The sequence below is a fragment of the Streptomyces sp. 63XJN7_1_ISO-PGPR-S23-121 genome (assembly GCF_056173025.1).
Window position 1 is genome coordinate 6,210,845 of sequence record NZ_CM149653.1, and the last position, 21,080, is coordinate 6,231,924.

General features: G+C 72.9%; 16 protein-coding genes and 2 pseudogenes. 14 read left to right on the plus strand and 4 right to left on the minus strand.

Annotated elements, in window-relative coordinates; all coding sequences use genetic code 11:
• Positions 1–34 precede the first annotated feature (34 nt).
• From htpX to AC0VYN_RS27790, 3 genes are all read left to right on the plus strand, one after another.
• Complete coding sequence (gene htpX, locus AC0VYN_RS27780; RefSeq protein WP_385469867.1) at positions 35–952, plus strand: zinc metalloprotease HtpX; 918 nt, start codon at positions 35–37, stop codon at positions 950–952.
• Between the two features lie 5 nt (positions 953–957).
• A complete protein-coding gene (gene pspAB, locus AC0VYN_RS27785; protein WP_451685623.1) occupies positions 958–1,536 on the plus strand; it encodes a PspA-associated protein PspAB in 579 nt (192 codons plus the stop codon).
• A gap of 79 nt (positions 1,537–1,615) precedes the next feature.
• Positions 1,616–2,800, plus strand: coding sequence for a winged helix DNA-binding domain-containing protein (locus AC0VYN_RS27790; RefSeq protein WP_475533156.1), 1,185 nt, complete (start codon positions 1,616–1,618; stop codon positions 2,798–2,800).
• A 66-nt stretch (positions 2,801–2,866) separates the two neighbouring features.
• Here the strand turns inward: AC0VYN_RS27790 and AC0VYN_RS27795 are convergent, their stop codons facing one another.
• Positions 2,867–3,181 (minus strand): hypothetical protein, encoded by a 315-nt coding sequence (locus AC0VYN_RS27795; RefSeq protein ID WP_385469878.1) that lies wholly within the window; start codon positions 3,179–3,181, stop codon positions 2,867–2,869.
• Positions 3,182–3,355: 174 nt separating this feature from the next.
• Between AC0VYN_RS27795 and AC0VYN_RS27800 the strand changes: the two genes are divergently transcribed.
• The 8 genes and pseudogenes from AC0VYN_RS27800 (at position 3,356) to AC0VYN_RS27835 (ending at position 11,489) form a co-directional block, all read left to right on the plus strand.
• Entirely contained in the window at positions 3,356–3,715 is a 360-nt protein-coding gene (locus AC0VYN_RS27800; protein ID WP_475533157.1) for an arsenate reductase family protein, read from the plus strand.
• Between the two features lie 122 nt (positions 3,716–3,837).
• A pseudogene (locus AC0VYN_RS27805) lies at positions 3,838–4,606 on the plus strand (hypothetical protein).
• Between the two features lie 231 nt (positions 4,607–4,837).
• Positions 4,838–5,869, plus strand: coding sequence for a glutamine synthetase (gene glnII, locus AC0VYN_RS27810; protein ID WP_385471743.1), 1,032 nt, complete (start codon positions 4,838–4,840; stop codon positions 5,867–5,869).
• Between the two features lie 326 nt (positions 5,870–6,195).
• Complete coding sequence (locus AC0VYN_RS27815) at positions 6,196–6,804, plus strand: winged helix-turn-helix domain-containing protein (RefSeq protein WP_475533158.1); 609 nt, start codon at positions 6,196–6,198, stop codon at positions 6,802–6,804.
• 60 nt (positions 6,805–6,864) lie between these two features.
• Entirely contained in the window at positions 6,865–7,884 is a 1,020-nt protein-coding gene (locus AC0VYN_RS27820; RefSeq protein ID WP_475533159.1) for an SDR family oxidoreductase, read from the plus strand.
• Positions 7,885–7,935: 51 nt separating this feature from the next.
• Positions 7,936–9,198, plus strand: coding sequence for a sensor histidine kinase (locus AC0VYN_RS27825; RefSeq protein WP_475533160.1), 1,263 nt, complete (start codon positions 7,936–7,938; stop codon positions 9,196–9,198).
• Positions 9,183–9,836, plus strand: a complete 654-nt coding sequence (locus tag AC0VYN_RS27830) for a response regulator transcription factor (protein ID WP_475533161.1) — start codon at positions 9,183–9,185, stop codon at positions 9,834–9,836. The genes AC0VYN_RS27825 and AC0VYN_RS27830 overlap by 16 nt, the downstream gene beginning before the upstream one ends.
• A 132-nt stretch (positions 9,837–9,968) precedes the next feature.
• Positions 9,969–11,489, plus strand: coding sequence for a DUF1996 domain-containing protein (locus tag AC0VYN_RS27835; protein WP_475533162.1), 1,521 nt, complete (start codon positions 9,969–9,971; stop codon positions 11,487–11,489).
• A gap of 69 nt (positions 11,490–11,558) precedes the next feature.
• On the opposite strand, the gene AC0VYN_RS27840 is transcribed toward AC0VYN_RS27835, so the two are convergent.
• Entirely contained in the window at positions 11,559–11,990 is a 432-nt protein-coding gene (locus AC0VYN_RS27840; protein ID WP_475533163.1) for a hypothetical protein, read from the minus strand.
• 133 nt (positions 11,991–12,123) lie between these two features.
• Between AC0VYN_RS27840 and AC0VYN_RS27845 the strand changes: the two genes are divergently transcribed.
• The 3 genes and pseudogenes from AC0VYN_RS27845 (at position 12,124) to AC0VYN_RS27855 (ending at position 15,124) form a co-directional block, all read left to right on the plus strand.
• The gene (locus tag AC0VYN_RS27845; RefSeq protein WP_475533164.1) at positions 12,124–14,058 is read left to right on the plus strand and encodes a hypothetical protein; all 1,935 of its coding nucleotides are present in this window, start codon (positions 12,124–12,126) and stop codon (positions 14,056–14,058) included.
• Positions 14,059–14,134: 76 nt separating this feature from the next.
• Positions 14,135–14,368, plus strand: a pseudogene (locus AC0VYN_RS27850) (2Fe-2S iron-sulfur cluster-binding protein); the annotation flags it as partial.
• A 66-nt stretch (positions 14,369–14,434) separates the two neighbouring features.
• Positions 14,435–15,124 (plus strand): TetR/AcrR family transcriptional regulator, encoded by a 690-nt coding sequence (locus tag AC0VYN_RS27855; RefSeq protein ID WP_475533165.1) that lies wholly within the window; start codon positions 14,435–14,437, stop codon positions 15,122–15,124.
• A 1-nt stretch (position 15,125) separates the two neighbouring features.
• Here AC0VYN_RS27855 and AC0VYN_RS27860 read toward each other — a convergent pair whose 3' ends face one another.
• Both AC0VYN_RS27860 and pulA read right to left on the minus strand, forming a co-directional pair.
• Positions 15,126–15,479, minus strand: coding sequence for a 5-carboxymethyl-2-hydroxymuconate Delta-isomerase (locus tag AC0VYN_RS27860; protein ID WP_475533166.1), 354 nt, complete (start codon positions 15,477–15,479; stop codon positions 15,126–15,128).
• 50 nt (positions 15,480–15,529) lie between these two features.
• Positions 15,530–20,956: a pullulanase-type alpha-1,6-glucosidase gene (pulA, locus tag AC0VYN_RS27865; RefSeq protein ID WP_475533167.1), complete on the minus strand. Its 5,427-nt coding sequence runs from the start codon at positions 20,954–20,956 to the stop codon at positions 15,530–15,532.
• Between the last annotated feature and the right edge of the window lie 124 nt (positions 20,957–21,080).

Sequence of the window (21,080 nt, forward strand, 5' to 3'; positions counted from 1 at the left end):
TGCGGGACGAGTGCACGACTGCGGGGTGATCCAGATGCAGAGCCGCTTCCGGAGCGACCGGCGACTGACCGTGCGCATGGGCACCACGCTGTTCCTGCTGGGCCTGCTGTACGTCGGTTTCTTCGCCGCGCTGATCGTGCTGCTGAAGTCCTGGGTCCTGGTCGTGGTGATCGTGGCTCTGATGTTCGGGGCGCAGTACTGGTTCTCCGACCGCATCGCGCTGTTCGCGATGCGCGGCCGGATCGTGGAGCGGGACGAGTACCCGGAGCTGCACGCGGTGGTCGACCGGCTGTCGGCGATGGCCGGCATGCCGAAGCCGGTGGTCGCCGTGTCCGCGATGGACATGCCGAACGCGTTCGCGACCGGGCGGAACCCGGACAACGCGGTGGTCTGCGTGACCACCGGGCTGCTGCGCCGGCTGGAGCCGGCCGAGCTGGAGGGCGTGCTCGCGCACGAGCTGTCGCACGTGGCGCACAAGGACGTCGCCGTGATCACGATCGCGTCGTTCCTGGGCGTGATCGCGGGGCTGATCGTGCGGTTCGCCTTCTACTCGCAGCTGTTCGGCGCCGGACGGCGGGACCAGAACACCCTGGTCGTGTTCGCGGCCGTGATGGGCGTCTCCGCGGCCGTGTACGCGCTCAGTTTCCTGCTGATCCGGGCCCTGTCCCGGTACCGGGAGCTGGCCGCCGACCGGGCCGCCGCCCTGCTCACCGGCCGTCCCTCGGCGCTGGCCGCGGCGCTCACCAAGGTGACCGGCGACATCGCCCGCATCCCGACCAAGGACCTGCGCACGGCCCAGGCCTTCAACGCCTTCTACTTCACGCCCGCCTTCGGCGCCGAGCCCGGCCTCGCACGGCTCTTCGGCACGCATCCCAGCCTGGAGCAACGGCTCGAGCAGCTGGGCCGGATCTCCGCCGAACTGGGTGAGGCGGCGACGCCCGGAAAGGCCTGAGGATCATGGGCCTGCTGGACATCCTGCTCGGCCGCTCCAAGCCCGTCACGCCCGACCTGGACCGGCTCTTCGCGCTCCCCTCGGCGGCGCTGACCCTTCGGCCGGCGGCCGGTTTCACACCGACCGGGCAGGGCGCGGTGTGCTTCGCGACGGTCGAGGGCGCCGCCTTCGAGCAGACGCACCGTGAGGTCCGGGCCCTGCTGGACGCGGACGCCGGCCGGACGCCGGTGGAGCTGCGCCACGACGCCTACGGCTACTCCTGGCTCGTCTCGCACCGCTCCCCCGACGAGCTGCCGGCGCTCGTGAACGACCTGCACGCGGTGAACAGCTCGATGGAGGTCAACGGCTTCGGGCCGCAGCTGCTGTGCTCCCTGGCCGGTTTCCGCGACGACGACGGGCGGCGGCTCGCGCTCGTCTACCTCTACAAGAGGGGCACCTTCTACCCCTTCGCGCCCCTGCCCGGTGACCGGCAGCAGCGGGACAACGCGCTGGAACTGCGGATCCGCGCGGTGCTCGCCGGCGAGCTGCCTCTCGAGGAGGACCTGGGCCGGTGGTTCCCGGTGTGGGGCGCGCCCGGCCTGTGAACGGCACGGCCCCGGCCGGCTGTCAGTGGGGTCGGGCAGGATGGCCGTTCCGGGAGGCGACGGGCGGGCGGAGGCCGGGATGGGTGACGGACGGCGGTACATCGGAGGGGCCGAGCGGCGGGCGCGGCTCGCGCTGCGGCAGCGACTGGCGGGCGGGGCCCGGGCGGGGAGCCCGGAGGAGGTCGCCGGTTCGCTGGTGGCGCTGCACGGCACGGATCCCTCGACGGTGTACCTGGCCGTAGGGGCGCGGCTGGCGGACCCGGCGAAGACGGTGGCCGAGACGGAGCGCGCGCTCTACGAGGACGGGACGCTGGTCCGGATGCACGGCATGCGGCACACCGTGTTCGTCCTCCCGGCCGGGCTGACGGCGGTCGTGCACGCCTCGACCGGTCTCGCGGTGGCCGCCCGGGAGCGGGCCGCGCTGCTCAAGCACATGGCGACCGCCGGGGCACCGGACGCGGCCTGGCTGGCGGAGGTCGAGGAGTCGTTGCTGGCGGCGCTGGCCCGGCGCGGACAGGCGACGGCGGCCGAGCTGTCCCGGGACGAACCGCGGCTGAAGGAGCGGTTCGTGTACGCGGCCGGGAAGAACTACGAGGGCGTGCACACGGTCTCCACCCGGCTGCTGAAGGTGCTGGGCGTGGAGGGCAAGGTCGTGCGGGGCCGGCCGCTGGGGTCGTGGACGTCCAGCCAGTTCCGCTGGGCGCCGGCGCCCGAGCATCCCGAGCTGGACACCGCGCAGGCGCAGGCGGAGCTGCTGCGCCGGTGGCTGGGGGCGTGCGGGCCGGCCACCGAGGAGGACCTGAAGTGGTGGACGGGGTGGCGGGTGACGGAGGTGCGCCGGGCGCTGGCGGCGATCGGCGCGGAGGAGGTGACGCTGGACGAGGGCACGGGGTACGTGGCCGCGGGGGACGCCGGTCCGGTGGCGGCGCCCGCCGGGCCCTGGGCCGCGCTGCTGCCCGGGCTGGATCCGACGGCGATGGGCTGGCGGCACCGCGACTGGTACCTGGAGCCCGGGCTGCGGCCGATGCTGTTCGACGGCAGCGGCAACGTCGGCCCGACGGTGTGGTGGGACGGCCGCGTGGTCGGCGGCTGGGCGCAGCGGGCCGACGGGGAGATCGTCTGGCGGGTGCCGGGCGCCGAGGGGCTCGGACGCGAGGCCGGGGCGGCGATCGCGGCGGAGGCCGAGCGGCTGCGGGGCTGGGTGGGCGCGACCCGGATCACACCGCGCTTCCGGACGCCTCTGGAGCGGGAACTGTCGGCGTAGGGAGCACCGGGGGCGCACCCGCGACGCCGGGTACCGGACGGCAGCGGCCGGCACCCGGCGCCCGCGTCAACGCGAGTACCGCATCAGTGCCCGCACCATGTGGCACGTGGTGTCCGACGGCGGGTGCACGCCGATCGTCTCCGCGGTGCTGCGTATCGTCTCGTTGCGGGCCTGCCGGGGCAGGTGGACGCCGGAGTCGAGCAGGGCGATGGCGAGGCGCATCGCCTTGAGCCGGCGGTTGTGCGTGACGTACCACTCGCGGGGGCGGCCCGCCGGCAGCGGGCTCTTCTCCACGGGTGCGTACGGCAGGTCGAGCAGGACGGGGCGCTTGGCGGTCGACTGGGTGGGCAACGGCTTCTGCTTCAGTGCGGCAGCGGGCACGGGCATCCTCCTGTCGCGGTCGGGGCGCCGTCCGGCCACCCCGGCGACACCCTCGAACACTGCTTCTATTTTACCCCCTTCCACTGACAAAAGCCCCTGGCCACAAGGGCTTTCGGGGGTGCTGAGGCGTGCGGGGGGAACGGGTTTCGCGCCCCTCGGGCTACCGTGTGCGGAATGGAGATCTGGATCAACCCCGCCTGTTCCAAGTGCCGCAGCGCCATCAGCCTGCTCGACGCGGAGGGCGCCGACTACACCGTCCGTCGTTACCTGGAGGACGTGCCCAGCGAGGACGAGATCCGCGCGGTTCTCACCCGCCTCGGCCTCGAACCCTGGGACATCACCCGCACCGGCGAGGCCGACGCGAAGGAACTCGGTCTGCGGGACTGGCCCCGTGACGACGCGTCACGCGACCGCTGGGTCGCCGCGCTCGCCGCGCACCCGAAGCTGATCCAGCGCCCGATCATCACGGCGGACGACGGTACGGCCGTCGTGGGCCGCTCCGAGGAGGCGGTCCGCGACGCCCTGTCCCGCTGAGGCCCGTCCCGGCGACGGCCGTGACGCAGGTTATGTCCGCCGATCCCCGTGACCGCTGAGTCACCCCGTTCGGTATCTCGTACATAGCGGCGTACGCTCCCCTACCTCTTCAGGAGGCGCGCATGTCGCGCAGGAGAAGTCTCGGTACGAAGAAGAAGATCGCGCTGCTGGTGGGCGCCGCGTCGGTGGCGGGCGGCGGGGCCTTCGTGACGGCGAACGCCTCGAACGCGGCGCAGACCACCCAGAACGCGCAGACCAGGTCCGCGCAGGACTCCACCGTGTGCCAGGGCCTGGCCACCGCGCTCGGCAACAACCTGCGGTTCATCGAGGGCCAGCGGGCCGCCCCCGACGCGCAGTCGGAGGCCCGGATCGCCAACCGGGAGGCGGTCGTCGAGGAGATCGAGCGCAAGCAGGAGGCGTCCGGGTGCGCGGTCGGGGAGTCGGCTCAGGACTCCCCGACCGCGCAGCCGCCGGGGAACGGGCATGAGACCGGGCAGGGCGCCGGCCAGGACACCGGGCAGCCGACCGGGCAGGACGCCGACCAAGGCGCCGGGCAGGAGACTGGCCAGGACACCGGACACGGCACCGGCCAGGAAGCGGGCGAGCAGCAGGCCGGGGAGGCGGGCGGCGCCGCGCAGGCGGGTGAGCAGGTGTGCAACGGCTCCACCGTCACCCTCTCCGGCCGAGGGCGGCGCCCCGGCCGCGTCCAGCAACCAGTTCCCGGCGGGCACCCGGCTCCGGGTGACCAACCTGGACAACGGCAGGTCGACGACCGTGCGGGTCGACTCGGTCTCGGGAAGCTGCGTGCTGCTCAACGACGCGGCGTTCGAACAGGTCCGGGAGCCGGGCAAGTTCCTCGTCCGCCGGGCGCTGATCGAGAAGGTGGGCTGACCGCCCCTCCACCCCCGCCCTCGGCGTCTCCGCCCGGTACCCGCCGGGCGGAGACGCCGAGCCGCCTCCCGGGCCCGTGAGTCGCGCCACACCACCCCCCGGTAACACGGGATTCACAAACGGGCAACGGACGGGAAATCGCCCGTTGACACGCTGACGGCAGTAGAAGCGGCGCACCGGTGCCGCAGCACCCGCAAGTGCGCCAAAACGCACCCCGAAGGATGTGGCCCCGTGACCTTCAAGGCTGAGTACATCTGGATCGACGGCACCGAGCCGACGGCCAAGCTCCGTTCCAAGACGAAGATCATCACGGACGCCCCGGCGGGTCTGGACGCCCTGCCCGTCTGGGGTTTCGACGGGTCCTCCACCAACCAGGCCGAGGGCCGCTCCTCGGACTGCGTGCTCAAGCCGGTCTTCTCCTGCCCCGACCCGATCCGCGGCGGCGACGACATCCTGGTGCTGTGCGAGGTCCTCGACACGGACATGACGCCGCACCCGTCCAACACCCGTGCCGAACTGGCCGCCCTGGCCGAGCGGTTCGCCGCGCAGGAGCCCATCTTCGGCATCGAGCAGGAGTACACCTTCTTCAAGGGGTCCCGTCCGCTCGGCTTCCCCGAGGGCGGCTTCCCGGCCGCGCAGGGCGGCTACTACTGCGGTGTCGGCTCGGACGAGATCTTCGGCCGTGACGTCGTCGAGGCGCACCTGGAGAACTGCCTGAAGGCCGGCCTCGGCATCTCCGGCATCAACGCCGAGGTCATGCCCGGCCAGTGGGAGTTCCAGGTCGGCCCGCTGGCGCCGCTCGAGGTCTCCGACCAGCTGTGGGTGGCCCGCTGGCTGCTCTACCGCACCGCCGAGGACTTCGGCGTCTCCGCCACCCTCGACCCCAAGCCGGTCAAGGGCGACTGGAACGGCGCGGGCGCGCACACCAACTTCTCGACCAAGGCGATGCGCGAAGGCTACGACGCGATCATCACCGCCTGCGAGTCGCTCGGCGAGGGCTCCAAGCCGATGGACCACGTCAAGAACTACGGCGCCGGCATCGACGACCGCCTCACCGGCCTGCACGAGACCGCCCCGTGGAACGAGTACTCCTACGGCGTCTCCGACCGCGGCGCCTCGGTCCGCATCCCGTGGCAGGTCGAGAAGGACGGCAAGGGCTACATCGAGGACCGCCGTCCCAACGCCAACGTCGACCCGTACGTGGTGACCCGTCTGCTGGTGGACACCTGCTGCTCCGCCCTGGAGAAGGCCGGTCAGGTCTGATCCGCGCCGCATCAGTCAGCGCCGAGGGGCGTCCACCGGTCGGGGTGGGCGCCCCCGCGCGTTGTCCGAGCGGTGAGAGGGGGCTCCTGCCGGGCGCCGGTGTCTGCTTCAATGGGGACATGGCCAGCTTCCGGAAGTACGACGCGACAGGTCGCCGTGACCTCGAGCCGTTCTGGCCTTCCCGTCAGCACCACGACTTCGACCGGGTGTGTTGTCGCGCGACGAACGCGCCGGCCCTCTAAAGCCCGGATCCCTTCCCGGCCTCCGGCCGGCGCGAACCGCGTACGTCCTCGACGAACCCCTTCGCGCGAAAGAGCTGACGACTCATGGCGACCACCCGTTCCCTGTCCTCCGTGTCCTCCGTCTCCCCCGCCCCCCACGGTCACCCGCGGCTGCGGGCCGTCGACCGGGACGAGGTGGTGACCGTCGCGGACCTGCTGCCGCCGGGTGCCACCTGGCTGCCCGCTCCCCCGCACACGCTGCCCACCCTGCCGGGCCGGCCGCCCATGGTCGGCTACCTGGTGCTCGTCCCCGCCGACCAGCAGCCGCCCTTCCCGCCGGCGGCCGTGCCCGGCACCGCACGGCGGGACGGCAGGGGCACCGCGGACACCGAGGCCACCAGGGACGCCGAGGTCCTCGGCGACCCGCTCGTCCGGATCGACGCCGCGCGCCGGACCGCGGCCGTCGAGGGGCGGCAACTCGACCTGACCTACCTGGAGTTCGAGCTGCTCGCCCACCTCGTCGCGCACCCGCACCGGGTGCACACCCGCGACCGGCTCGTCACCACCGTGTGGGGCTACGGCCACGTCGGCGACGGCCGCACCGTGGACGTGCACGTGGCCCGGCTGCGCCGCAAGCTGGGCGCCGAGCACCGGCGGACGATCCAGACCGTGCGGCGCGTCGGCTACAAGTACACGCCGCCCACCGGACGCTGAGGCTCTGCTGTCGGCAGAGGCCCGTTCCCCCGCGCCCTCGCACCGGGCAGAGTGGCCCGCATGAGGCTACTGGTGCTGGGCGGTACGGAGTTCGTGGGGCGGGCCGTCGTGGAGGCGGCGCTCGGGCGTGGCTGGGAGGTGACCGTCTTCCACCGGGGACGGCACGCGGCCCCGCCCGGCGTGCGGTCGCTGCACGGCGACCGCACCGCACCCGACGGGCTCGCCGCCCTCGCCGAGGGCACCTGGGACGCCGTCGTCGACACCTGGTCGGCGGCGCCCCGCGCGGTGCGGGACGCGGCCCGGCTGCTCACCGGCCGCGCCGGGCGGTACGTGTACGTGTCCAGCTGCTCGGTGTACGCCTGGGCCCCGCCCGCCGGGTACGCCGAGGACGCCCCGCTGGTCGAGGGCGCCGCGGCGGACGCCGGGCAGCGCGACTACGCCCTGGACAAGCGGGGCGCCGAACTGGCCGTCCTGGACGCCTTCGGCGCGGACCGCTCGGTGCTCGTGCGCAGCGGGCTGATCCTCGGCCCGTACGAGAACATCGGGCGGCTGCCGTGGTGGCTGGACCGCGTCGCGCGCGGCGGCCCGGTGCTCGCTCCCGGACCCCGGGACCTGCCCCTGCAGTACGTCGATGTCCGCGACCTCGCCGCCTGGACCCTCGGCGCGGTGGAACGGGAACTGAGCGGGCCGTACAACCTGGCCTCCGCGCCGGGGCACACCACCACCGGCGACCTGCTCGACGCCTGCGTCCGGGTCACCGGCGGCGCGGCCGAACTGCGCTGGACGGCTCCGGACACCGTCCTCGGTGCCGGCGTGCGGCCGTGGACGCAGCTGCCGGTGTGGGTGCCGCCGGGCAGCGACCTGCACGACGCCCTGCACACGGCCGACGTCTCCCGCGCGCTGGCGACGGGACTGCGCTGCCGGCCGGTGGCCGAGACCGTCTCCGACACCTGGGCCTGGCTGCGGGACATCGGCGGCACGGCGCCGCTCCGCCCGGACCGGCCGCCGGTGGGGCTGGACCCGGAGACGGAGGCGAAGGTGCTCGCGGTGGCCGGGGGTGTACCTGGCACCACCCCCTGACCGGGGGCCCGGCCCCGTGACCCGCTCCGCCGCCTCCGCGAGACTGATGCCATGGGCTTCGAGACGACGAGCGACGGCGGCGGCATGCGGATACGGAACGTGGGCCTGGCGGCCGTGCGGGGACTCGGCCTGGCACTGATCTGCCTTCCCTGCGCGGTGCTGTGCTTCTGCCTGACCCTGGTGTCCGTCGCGCTCGTCCCGATCGGCGTCGGCATCGTCACCACCCCGTGGGTGCTGCGGGGAGTGCGGGAGTTCGCGGACCGGCGGCGGCTGCTGGCCGCCGAGTGGGGCGGGGTGCGGATCCCGCGGACGTACCGGACGCTGCCGGCGGACGCCAACCCGTGGGCCCGCACCTTCGGCATGCTCCGCGACCCGGCGACCTGGCGGGACGTCCGCTGGCTGCCGGCCGACATGACGGCGGGGTTCGTCCTCGCGCTGCTCGCCTTCGCGCTGCCCCTGTATCCACTGGAGGGGCTCGTGATCGCGGCCGGGCTGTGGCGGGTGCTGCCGGACGGGTACTGGTACGGCTTCGTGCACGTCACCGACCAGACCTCCGCGTACTACGCCGCGGCGCTGGGCATCGCCCTCCTGCTCCCCGCCCTCTGGCTCGCCCCGCGCATGCTGCACGCCCACTTCCGGCTCACCGCCGGCCTCCTCGGCGGTGAGGGCGAACTGGCCGAGCGGGTGCGCGTGCTGACCGAGACGCGGCGCGACGCCGTCGACACCTCCGCCGCCGAACTGCGCCGCATCGAACGGGACCTGCACGACGGGGCCCAGGCCCGGCTGGTCGCCATGGGCATGGACCTGGGCACCGTCGAGGCCCTGATCGAGAAGGACCCGTCGAAGGCCCGCGAGCTGCTGGCGCAGGCCCGGCAGTCCTCGGCCGAGGCGCTGACCGAACTGCGCGAGCTGGTGCGCGGCATCCACCCGCCGGTCCTCGCCGAACGCGGACTCGGCGACGCCGTACGGGCGCTGGCGCTGCGGCTGCCCGTCCCGGTCGAGACCGACGTGGACCTGCCCGGCCGCGCGGAGGCGCCCGTGGAGTCGGCCGCGTACTTCGCGGTCAGCGAGCTGCTCACCAACGCGGTGAAGCACTCCGGCGCCGACCGGATCTGGGTCGACGTCCACCACGCCGAGGGGCAGTTGCGCGTGTCCATCACCGACAACGGCAAGGGCGGTGCGGTGGCCGGACCGGGGTCCGGGCTGGCCGGGGTGGAGCGGCGGCTGGGTACATTCGACGGCGTCCTGGCCGTCAGCTCCCCGGCGGGCGGTCCCACCATGGTCACCATGGAGATCCCTTGCGCGTTGTCCTAGCCGAAGACCTGTTCCTGCTGCGCGACGGACTGGTCCGGCTCCTCGAGGCCCACGACTTCGAGATCGCCGCGGCCGTCGAGTCCGGTCCCGAGCTGTCCCGGGCGCTGGCCGAACTGGATCCGGACGTCGCCGTGGTCGACGTCCGGCTGCCGCCCACGCACACCGACGAGGGCCTGCAGTGCGCGCTCGCCGCCCGCCGGGAGCGGCCGGGGCTGCCGGTGCTGGTGCTGTCGCAGCACGTGGAGCAGCTCTACGCGCGCGAGCTGCTCGCCGACGGCAGCGGCGGGGTGGGGTACCTGCTCAAGGACCGGGTCTTCGACGCGGAGCAGTTCGTGGACGCCGTACGGCGGGTGGCGGCGGGCGGCACGGCAATGGACCCGCAGGTCATCCAGCAGCTGCTCAGCCGGCGCGCGGCGGAGGACCGGCCGCTGGAGCGGCTGACGCCCCGGGAGCGGGAGGTGCTGGAACTGATGGCGCAGGGGCGGACCAACGCGGCGATCGCGGGCCGGCTCGTCGTCACGGAGCGCGCGATCGCGAAGCACACGGCGAACATCTTCGCCAAGCTGAGCCTCGAGGTCTCGGACGACGACAACCGCCGTGTCCTGGCGGTTCTGGCGTATCTCGACCACGGACGCTGAGTCACACCGGTCCCTCGCGTCCCCGCAATCGCCGGGACGGGTGAACACCTCCGGAGCGGCTTCCGTATGGAAGGGAGCCGCTTCACTCCTGTCGGGCGCCTCGATGCCCCGCAAGGAAGTCAGAGGAGTTCCATGGGACGCAACACAAGAAAACGCCGAATGCCGCTGGCCACGAAAGCCGTTGCCGGGGCGGCGGCCCTGGCGCTCGGTGGGGGCGGGCTGGTCTGGGCGAACTTCTACGCCTCGGCCCACGAGGAGCACTCACCGCACAACCGCACCAGGTCGGCCGCGGCGCAGGTCGCGACCATCAGCTGTCCCGACGTCGGCCAGCGGATCAAGGAGGTGCCGGACCGCGCCCGCGGGGAGGTGGACGGCGAACTGGCGACGCTGGACAGTCAGATCACCGACGCCTACCAGCGGCTCGCCACCACGCGGCGTGCGCAGGCCGGGGACTCCCGGTTCGTGGAGAACGCCATTCTGGGTCCGCTCAAGGACCGGCGGAAGGCGATCATCGACCGGATCCAGCTGGAGATCAACCGGGCCGGCGGCCGGGCGGACGACAACCTGGACGACCTGGCAGCATGCCAGGGCCGCCCCGTGGACCAGCCGCAGGACGACGGCGGCCAGGGCGACGGCGGCGGTGACCAGGGCGGAGGTGACCAAGGCGGAGGCCAGGGCGACGACCAGGGCGGGGACGGCCAGAACCCGGACGACAACGGCAACGGTGTCGCGGGCCCGGTGGCCGACGACTTCGTCGACATCAACGACGTCCGGCCCGACTCGCGCAACAGCCGCAACGGCCTCGCCGCCGACGGGGAAGGGGGCTCCACCGGCACCTTCACCACCGACTGCGGCGTCAACGAGAACAACCTCTTCAACAGCGACAACCTGATCGCCGCCCCCGGCGTCGACAACGGCGCGCACCACACCCACGACTACGTCGGCAACCAGGACAACGACGCCTTCTCGAGCGACGACGACCTGGCGAACGCCGACACCTCGTGCCGGAACCAGGGCGACAGGTCCACCTACTACTGGCCGGTGCTGCGGCTCCAGGACGGCACGCAGGAGTTCGACGCGGGCGACCAGGGCGGCGGTGCCGAGGGCAACATCGGCACGATCCTCAAGCCGGCCCAGGCGGAACTGAAGTTCGTCGGCAACCGGCAGGGCGACGTGGTCGCGATGCCCAAGTTCCTGCGCATCATCACCGGCGACGCCAAGTCCTTCGTCAACGGCGACGCCAACGCCAACAGTTCGTGGAGCTGCACCGGCTTCGAGGACCGGCAGGTGACGGACAAGTACCCGCTGTGCCCCGACGGCAGCCAGGTGGTGCGGACGGCCAACTTCCAGAGCTGTTGGGACGGCCAGAACACCGACAGCGCCAACCACCGCACCCACACGGCGTTCGTCGACGAGAACGGCAACTGCCCGGACGGCTTCCGGGCCATCCCCCAGCTCCAGGTCCGCCTGGTGTACGACATCCCCACCCCGGTCGTCGAGAACGGCCAGGTGCGCAACCCGTACGCCGTGGACAGCTTCCCGGAGCAGCTGCACAAGCCGATCACCGACCACAACGACTTCATCAACGTCATGGACGAGGACCTGATGAACAAGGTGGTCGACTGCATCAACAACGGCCAGGACTGCACGTAGTAAAGGCGGCCGGGGACCGGGAGGGCCGGTGGCGGAGTCCGCCACCGGCCCTCCCGTGTCCGCGGGAGGTCAGCCGCCGTGACCGCCGTGCCCGGCCGGGTGCGCGGCGCCCCCGTGCCGCGCCCCCTGCTCCAGGGAGCCGCCGAGCCGGCCGCGCAGGCCGGCCACGACGTCCTCGTGGCCGACGGCGACCCACTTGCGGCCGACGAGGTAGTAACCGCCGTAGTCCTTGGCCGTGTCGATCCACTCGCGCTGTCCGCGGTCGGTGGCGAAGGTGGCGAGGACGTACTTCTCGTCGCCCTTCACGCAGATGGCCTGGCGGATGGTGTCCGCGTCGGTCTGCAGGTCCGGCTCGCACTCGGCCTCGGCGGCCAGGTGCTCCAGGCTCCCGGTCGCCGTCTCCGGTACGGCCGCCTCGCCGTCCCCCTCGGACGCGCAGCCCGCCAGCGCCAGTACCGTCACCGCTCCGGCCAGCGCGAGCCTCGGTCGGGTCAGCCCCATGTGTTCCTCCGGTCCTTCCGGCGACATGCCGCACGGAGCCCCGGCGCGGGGCTCTGCCCATCGGTACGGCCACGGAGGGCGGAGCGCTCAACGCCCCGGGTGACCACGGGCCGACTGGCTCGTTCTGCTGGACGTGCAGTCACAGGATGTCGCCCCACGTTCCGCACCGTCCGTCGGCGGCCCGGTCGTCGACGTCGAGCAGGCCGAGGCCGCGCTCGTCGAGCACTACCCGGGCCTGGTCCGGCTCGCCTACCTGGTGCTGCCGCCGGGCCTCGGCCGCAGCCGCCGGGTGCTGACGGCGCACGCGCTGACGCAGCGCGCACTGCCCAGGAACCGCACCACGACCCCCGTCATCCCGGCCCAGTCGGCCGGCCGCGAGGGCGACCCGGGGTACGCCCTGGTGCGTCTGCGGGTCGTGCGCACGGCGCTGGAGGCGGGGCTGCCGCTCCGGCGCCGGGCGTGGCCCAGGCGGTCCCAGTTCCCGCCGCTGCTGCCCCAGGTGTGGGGGCTCAAGCTCTTCCCGCGCTCGGGCGGTGCCGACGAGCTCGCCCTGGACCAGCGGCTGTCCGCCCTGTCCGGTCCGGCCCGGGCGGCGTACGTGCTGCGCGGTCTCGACAGGCTCCCCGACGGCGACGTACGGCGGCTGCTCACCGCGGCCGGGGTCGCCGACGCCGACGCCGCGCTGCGCGAGGCCGACGGGGTGGCGGACCAGTACGCGCTGCTGGCCTCCCCCGAGTTCGACCCCTGCCGGCTCCAGGTGCGGCCCACCGATCTGATGCGGCGGCGCCGGCACACGAAGGCGGCACTGGCGGCCGCGGCCGCGCTGGCGGTGGGCGGGGCGCTGCTGAGCCTGCCCGGGGACGGCTGGGGCCCGGACGGCGCCGCCGCCCCGGCGTACGCGCGCAACCCGGCGGCCGAGGCGGCGCTCGACCCCGGCAGGCTGACGAAGGCCGCGCCCGCCGCCTGGAAGACGTCCGCGCGCACCGACTTCTCGGTGTGGCCGGCGCGCGGTGCCCTCACCGGCGACACGAAGCTGCTGCGCCGGGCCCTCGCCGTCTGGGCCCGCCCCGGCGGCGACGTGCGGGTCTCGGCGACGGCGGGCACCGCGAGCGGCGGGCCGGCCGGACCGCCGCAGCTGCTGTACGCCGGGACCGTCGACACCGCCCACGTGGTGATCTTCTACGACGGTCTGCGCGTCGTCCGGTACGCCGAGCCGAAGGACGGCACGGCGGGCGCCGCCCTCGACTTCGCGCGGGCCGACGGGGCCGGCCGGAAGGAGGCGACCGCGGTGGTGCTGGGCCGGTCCGACGGCGACGTGCGCTACCTGACGGCGCCCTGGGTGACGAAGGCGGCCGAACGGGACCTGACGAGGCCGGGTTCCGGCGCGATGGACCTGACGCTGACCGACGGGGTGACCTCGCCGCTGGCCACTCCGGTCCAGCGGTCCGGCGCCTGCACGTCGTGGAACGTGCTCCAGCTGACCGACGGTTCGCACACCCGGCTGGCGAGCGACCTCGGCGAGCTGGTGCCGGCCCGCCTCACCACCGGGCGGCCCGGCAAGGCCGAGGAGGCCTCCGGTGCCGGGGCGCTGCGTCTGTGGGCGCCGTACGCCTGTTCGCTGGGCGCCGTGCGCGGGCAGGGGGTGCGGTCGGTGAACGCCTGGGAGTTCGCGAGCCAGCCGCTGCCCGGCGCTGACGGAACGGACGGGGGAAGCGCGAGCGAGTGGGTGTGCACGCGGGCCGAGACCTGGCGGGGCGACGGGGCCCGGGTGATGGCGCAGTTCCGGACGCCGGGCGGGGCGCGGGGCGCGGTGGCCGCGAAGGCCGAGGACGTACCGGCGTGCGGCAAGCGCGATCCGCACGTGCTGGCCGGGGTGCTGTGGAAGTCGGAGGGCGGGCACTGGTACCTGCTGGCCGCCGGCAGCCGGGACACGGAGTCGATCGAGGCGACGGGCGGCGTCGAGGGTTCCGCCGACGGCCACCTGCTCACGGCGGCGGCCGAGAAGGGGGCGCAGGCCCAGCTGAAGGGCGTTTTGAAGGACGGGCGGACGATCGGCGGACTGCGCTAGCCGCGGGAGCCACGCTTGCTGACACCGGCGTCAACAAGTGGGCGCCGACGGGTTCCGAGCGGGCCTACTCGTCAGTAGCGGCCGCACCCTGACCGTGGGCGCCGGCTCTTCCGTGCTGGGCGCCGTGCGCGCCGAGCTGCCGAACACGCCGTACTCCTGCGAGCAGGGCTGGTGCGGGACCTGCCAACAGCGGGTGCTGGAGGGCGAGATCGACCACCGGGACGAGCTGCTGACCGACTCCGAACGCGGCGACTCGATGCTCATCTGCGTCTCGCGCGCCAGGAGTGCGCGGCTCGTACTGGATCTGTGAGACCGGTGAACACCGATGCCCGGTCCGGCCCGTTCGAAGGCCGGATTCGATCGGTAAGGTGTTCGTATGACTACCGGGGTGCGCCGCAGAATGGGCGTCGAGGAGCGGCGGCAGCAGTTGATCGGCGTCGCGCTCGAACTGTTCAGCCGCCGCTCGCCCGACGAGGTCTCCATCGACGAGATAGCCTCGGCCGCCGGCATCTCGCGTCCGCTGGTCTACCACTACTTCCCCGGCAAACTCAGCCTGTACGAGGCCGCGTTGCAGCGTGCCTCCAGCGATCTGGCGGCCCGGTTCGTGGAGCCCATGGAGGGGCCGCTGGGCGCGCGGCTGCTGCGGGTGATGGGGCGCTACTTCGACTTCGTCGACGAGCACGGCCCCGGTTTCTCGGCCCTGATGCGCGGCGGCCCGGCCGTCGGCTCGTCCACGACCAACGCGCTCGTCGACTCCGTTCGGCAGGCCGCGTATGTCCAGATCCTCGCGCACCTGGACGTCACCGATCCGCCCGCCCGCCTGGAACTGGTCGTGCGCTCCTGGATCTCGCTCGCCGAGTCGACGGCCCTGATCTGGCTGGACGGCCGGCGCATCCCGCGTGCCGAGCTGGAGTCCCAGCTCGTGCACGACTTCGCCGCGCTGCTGGCGGTGAGCGCCGCCCACGACGAGGAGATGGGCGCGCTGCTCCGCCGCGTCGTCGCGGACGAGCCGGCCGACGGCCCGTTCACGGAGCCGGCCGGCCGGCTGATCGAACCGGTGTCCTAGGTCAGATCTCGGCCTTGCGGTAGGACGGGTCGAGGTCGCGGACCTCGGCCGACAGGTGCAGGGTGAGCCCGTCCCGGGGCTCGACGTGCTTGCGCAGCAGCTCCACCACGGCCTCGCCGAGCCGCGCCTTCGTCTCGTCGGACCGCCCGGCGAGCAGGGCGATCGAGACGTACACGACGGCGTGCCCCTCCCCTTCGGCGCCGACGGCCTCGTCCTCGGTGATCAGGACCCGCGTCTTGCACGCCTCCAGCCGCGCGGCCGCCGTCTCGACGACCACCGGGTGCAGGGCGAGGGCGAACGCCGTCCAGTCGACGTCGTCGAGGGAGGGTGAACGCTCGACAGTGATCTGCGGCATGGGTGCTCCTGTTCTACGGCGGACAGGAGCACCCTAACCGCAGCGTCCCGCTAGCCGGCGCGGGTGAAGACCGCCACCGTGCGGGCCGGGACCGTGAAGGTGCCGGTTTCCGCCGAGTAGGCCGCGTGCTTCACGACGGGGTCCGCTCCGGACGCCTGCACCGGGTGCAGGCGGTAGCCGGTCCCGGCCTGCGTGCCCACCCGCTGCCGCTGCTCCTGCGGGGTCGCGTTGAAGACCACGACCAGGTCACCGAGGCGCATGGTGATCACGCCGGGTGTCTCGTCCTTCCCGGAGAGCGGGAAGGAGAGCCGGGACTGCACCTGGCCGGCCGTGGCGAGGGAGAAGTCCTTCTCGCCCGTGCGGATCCTCAGCAGGTCCTGGTACGCGGCCGAGGTGCCCCGGATCTGCGGGCAGCCGGCCGTCACCGAGGTGAGCAGGGGTGCCGCGTAGGACCACTTGTCCTTGTTGTCGGCGGCCGGCGGCAGCCCTCGGCCGAAGCCGTTGCCGTCGGCGCAGTTCCAGTGGATGGCGTTGAACCAGTCGCCGCTGTCGAAGGAGTTGCGGTCCAGCGACTTGGAGCGCAGCAGGTCGGTGCCCGCCTGGGAGAGCGCCGGGCCCTGCGAGAGGGCGGCGGTCGCCATGGCGATGAGCTGCATGCGGGCCCGGTCGTCGGCGGAGGTGTCCGCCGGCAGCTTGAAGGCGAGGGCGTCGAACAGGGACTCGTTGTCGTGGGCGTCGGCGTAGGCGAGGGCGTCGCCCGGGGCGTCGGCGTATCCGGCGGGGGCGCCGTTGTAGTCGACCTCGGAGCCCCTGACCTCCTTGCCGTCGGTGTCGGTGAAGCGGTAGGCGGCGAGGTTGCCGGAGAGGCCGACCTTGATCAGGTCCTGGTAGTGCAGCAGGCGGGCCTTCTGCTCGGCCTCGGTGCCGTTCTCCTTCGAGGAGTTGGGGTCGGTGTACAGGCCGGAGGCGAAGCCCTGGACGCCGGGGTCGGCGTCGAAGGGGCTGCCGCCGCGCACGGCGTCGCGGGCCCGGTCGGAGAAGGTCGCGATGCCGGTGCCGGCCATGTTCTTCTGGGTGGCCTGGACGAAGCGGGCGTCGTCGGCGACCTCGCCGAAGTTCCAGCCCTCCCCGTACAGGATGATCTTCTTGCCGTCGACGCCGTCCTTCTCGGGGGTCAGCGCGTCGAGGGCCTTGCGGACGGCGAGGATGTTGGCCTTCGGGTGGTGGCCCATGAGGTCGAAGCGGAAGCCGTCGACCTTGTACTCCCTGGCCCAGGTGACGACCGAGTCGACGACCAGCTTGCCCATCATGGCGTTCTCGGTGGCCGTGTTCGCGCAGCAGGTGCTGTTCGCGACCGAGCCGTCGGCCAGCAGCCGCTGGTAGTAGCCGGGCACGATCCGGTCCAGGACGCTGGTGGCCGCCTGGCCGCTCGCGGCCGTGTGGTTGTAGACGACGTCCATGACGACGCGCAGGCCGTCGTCGTTGAGCCCCTTGACCATCCTGCGGAACTCGACGGTGCGGGCGGTGCCGTCCGGGTCGGTGGCGTAGGAACCCTCGGGGACCGTGTAGTGGTACGGGTCGTAGCCCCAGTTGTAGGCGTCCTTGGCGGCGGTCCTCGTCACGCACTCCTGCTGCCGGTCGGAGTCGGCCGGGTAGGAGGCGAGGTCGCAGCCGGGCGTCTCCTGGCGGGACCTGTCCTCGGGGACGGTGGCGATGTCGAAGGCGGGCAGCAGGTGCACGTAGGACGTGCCGGCCTTCGCCAGGTCGCGCAGGTGCTTCGAGCCGTCGCTGTCCTTGTCGGTGAAGGCGAGGTAGGTGCCCCTCAGGTCCGGGTCGGCCGTGCGGTCCGCGACGGAGAAGTCACGGACGTGCAGCTCCTGGATCTGGGCGTCCCTCAGCGGCACCGCCTCGGGCTTGGTGTAGTCCGTCCAGCCGCCCGGGGCGAGCTTCCGGTCGTCGAGGTCGACGACGAGGCTGCGCTCCGAGTCGGTGGTCAGGGCGACGGAGTAGGGGTCGGTGACCTTGTTGGTGACGATTTCGCCCGCGGTGGGCGCCCACACCTGGACGACGTACCGGTAGGGCTTGCCCTTCCAGGACGCCGGGCCGGTGACGGACCAGACGCCGGTGGCGTCGTCGCGGCGCATGCCCACCGTGCGGTCGCCGATCTCCAGCTTCACGCTCTGCGCCGTCGGCGCCCACACGGACAGCGTGGGGCGGCCGTGGCGGAAGACCGGGCCGAGGCTCGCCCGGGTGGCGCCGGCGTAGAGGTCGTCGAGGGCGCCGGCGGTCTGGACGCCGGTCGCGGCGAGCACCGCGCCGGTGGCGGCGCGCTGGGAGGCCACGACCTGGCCGCGCAGGGCCTCGCGGACCCGGTCCCGGTCGCGCGGGTCGACGGACCAGGCGGTGTACGCCTTCAGGTGCGGGTACTTCGCCTTCTGGGCGTCGGTGAGGGTCGTCCTCGTCAGGCGCAGCCACTGGGCGTCGGCCGCGGTGAGGGTGCCGTTCTCCGCCTTGACCGAGCCGCTGCGGGAGGCGAGCAGCTGGGTGGAGGCGGCGCTCTCGGCGCCGTTCCAGGCGACGGTGTCCCGGTCGATCCAGACGGCCTTGGCGGTGGTGAGGTCGACGGCCGCGGCCGAGCCCGCGGGCTGCGGCAGCAGGTACTTCTCCTGGCCGCTCAGCAGCCACACCTCGTGCCCGTTCGCCTTGAGGTCGAGGGCCTGGTCGGTGGGCAGGTCCTTCTCGTCGCCCTTGTGGAGGATGTAGTTGAGGCTGGTGGCGCCCTCGGTGAGAGGCACCTCGAAGACCGCGCCGAAGGAGTCGGTCCTCACCGGTGCCAGCGGCTTCGACCAGTCCGTGGGGTTCGCGGCGCCCGTCCACACGTGCAGGCCCCAGCCGTCGTAGGCGCCGTCGGGGCGCTGGTAGTGCAGGACGGCCTTGGTGGTGTCCTGGGCCGGGTACTGGGGCCGCTCGGTGACGACCTGTTCCTTGCCCTGCTCGATCCACACCTCGCCCGTGCTGCCGACGTCGATGGTGCGGTCGGCGGCGACGTCCTTGTTGCCGTCCTTGTCGATGACGAGGAAGCCGACGTTCGACGCGCCGGGCTTGAGCCTGACGTGGGCGAAGGCGCCGTAGGCGTCCCGGCCGGTGAAGGGGTGGGTGGCGGGCCAGGTGGTCGCCTCGCCGTCGGCGAGGTCGCCCCAGGCGTACAGGCCCCAGTCGCCGTAGTTCCCGTCCTGCCGCTTGTAGTGGACGATCGCGTAGTCGCGGGAGGCGGCGGTGGGCGGCTGCTCGACGGGCGGGGTGCCGGTGACCGAGGCGGCCGTGGCGCTCGCGGTGCGGCCCGCCGAGTCGACGACGACCGCCTTGTAGCGCAGGGCGGTGCCGGCCGGGGTGTCCTCGCCGATGGTCTGGGTGACCTTGTAGGGGGCGTGGTCGGCGGAGCCGAGGGTGCGCCAGGCGCCGTTGCCGGTCTGGGCGGCGAAGACGACGCGGTTGAGCTGCCCGCCGGTGACACCGGCCGTCAGTTCGACGGTGCCGGTGGCGCCGGGTTCCGGGGCCTTCAGGGTGATCGCCGGCGCGGTGGCGGGGGCGGCGGGCCGGCCCGCGGCCTTCAGGACGATCGCCGAGCCGGCGGGCACGGTGACGGTGATCCGCCGGTCGGCGCCGGACCGCACGGTGGCGTCGGTGCCGTAGAGGCCGCGGAAGGTGGTGCCGGCCGAGCCGGTGGCGAAGGTGGCCGTCCTGGCGGTGTCGGCGTTGTTGAGGGCGACGACGTACTCGGTGCCGGTTCCGGCGTCCGTGCGGGAGAAGGCGTAGACGCCGGCGCCGTCGGCGGCGTACCGCTCGGTCTGGACGCCGTCCGCGAGGGCCGGGTTGGCCTTGCGGAGCTTCGCGAGGGTGCTGATCTGACGGTACAGCGGTGCGCTCGTGTCGTAGGCCGCCTCGGCGTGGGTGCGGTCGGTGCCGAGCTGGTCGTCGTCCAGGTAGTCGGCTATGCGGGAGGCGAACATCGGCTGGCGGGCGTCCTTGTCGCCGCCGGCGCCGGTGAAGCCCTGCTCGTCGCCGTAGTAGATCACCGGGTTGCCGCGGCTGAGGAACATCAGCTCGTTGGCCAGCTTGTCCTTCCGCAGCAGTTCGGCGTCGCCGGCCCCTGGGTCGTCCTGCTTCAGGAAGGTGCCGAAGCGGCCCATGTCGTGGTTGCCGAGGAAGGTGACCTGCTCGTAGGCGTTGGCCTTGTCGGTCGTGTACTTGTAGTCGTCACCGAAGACGGCGGCGAGCTTCGCGGCGCTGCCGCCCTGGGAGACGTAGGCGCGGGCGGCGTCCTGGAAGGGGAAGTCCAGCGTGGAGTCCAGGCGGCCCTGGGTGACGTAGGGGGCGGTGACGGAGGTGTCGGCGGAGTAGACCTCGCCGAACATGAAGAAGTCCTCGCGGCCCCGCTTCGCCGCGTAGGCGTCCAGCGCGGTGGCCCACTGCGTCCAGAACTCCATGTCGACGTGCTTCACGGTGTCGATCCGGAAGCCGTCGATGGCGAAGTCCTTCACCCACCGCTGGTAGATCTTCTCCATGCCGTCGACGACCTCGGGCCGTTCGGTCCACAGGTCGTCGAGGCCGTTGAAGTCGCCGTAGGTGGCCGATTCGCCGGCCCAGGTCGAGTCGCCCCGGTTGTGGTACATCGCCGGGTCGTTGAGCCAGGACGGGACCTTCAGGTCCTTCTTCGCGGCCGGCACCGTCGGCGTCCGCGGGAAGGAGCCGGCGTCCACGCGGGGGAAGCGCCGGGTGCCGTCCGCGTAGTCGGCGTCGTCGAAGGGCTGCCCGTCCCGGGTCAGGTACGGGAAGGCGCCCTTGGAGAGGTAGTCGTAGGACTTCTCCTCGTAGTCGACGACGTCGGCGGTGTGGTTGGTGATGACGTCGAAGAAGACCTTCATGCCCTTGGCGTGCGCCTTGGAGATGAGGTCCTTGAGGTCCTGGTTGGTGCCGAAGTGCGGGTCGACCTGGGTGAAGTCGGTGATCCAGTAGCCGTGGTAGCCGGCGGAGGCGTTCGCCCCGGTCCCCTGCACGGGCTGGTTCTTGAAGATGGGCGCCATCCAGATGGAGGTGGTGCCCAGGCCCTTGATGTAGTCGAGCCTCCCGGTCAGCCCCTTGAGGTCGCCGCCCTGGTAGAAGCCCTTGTCGGTGGGGTCGTAGCCGGTGGTGAGCCGGGTGCCGGTCAGGCCGCCCCGGTCGTTGCGGGTGTCGCCGTTGGCGAAGCGGTCCGGCAGGACGAAGTAGAACTGCTCGCGGGTCAGGTCGTGGCGGGCGGCGGTCTTCGCCAGCTTCGCGTCCGACGGGGGCGCGGGCGGGGCTCCGGCCCGTGCGGCGAGGGGTGTCAGGAGTGTCGCCGCGAGCGCGGCGACGGTGACGGCCGCGATCCGTGGGGCCGCGGCCCCTCCGGGTGCGGCGGTGCGGCGCTTCACAGGCGCCGGCCATCTCGGTATCACCGGTGTGAACTCCTTGCGATTACGGCTCGATCGGGTCCGACCCCGGCGTGACCGTAGCGCCGACGCAAGTCTTGCGGCAAGGGCCGTGAAAGTAACGGAAAGGAATTTCACGGCCCTTGCGCAC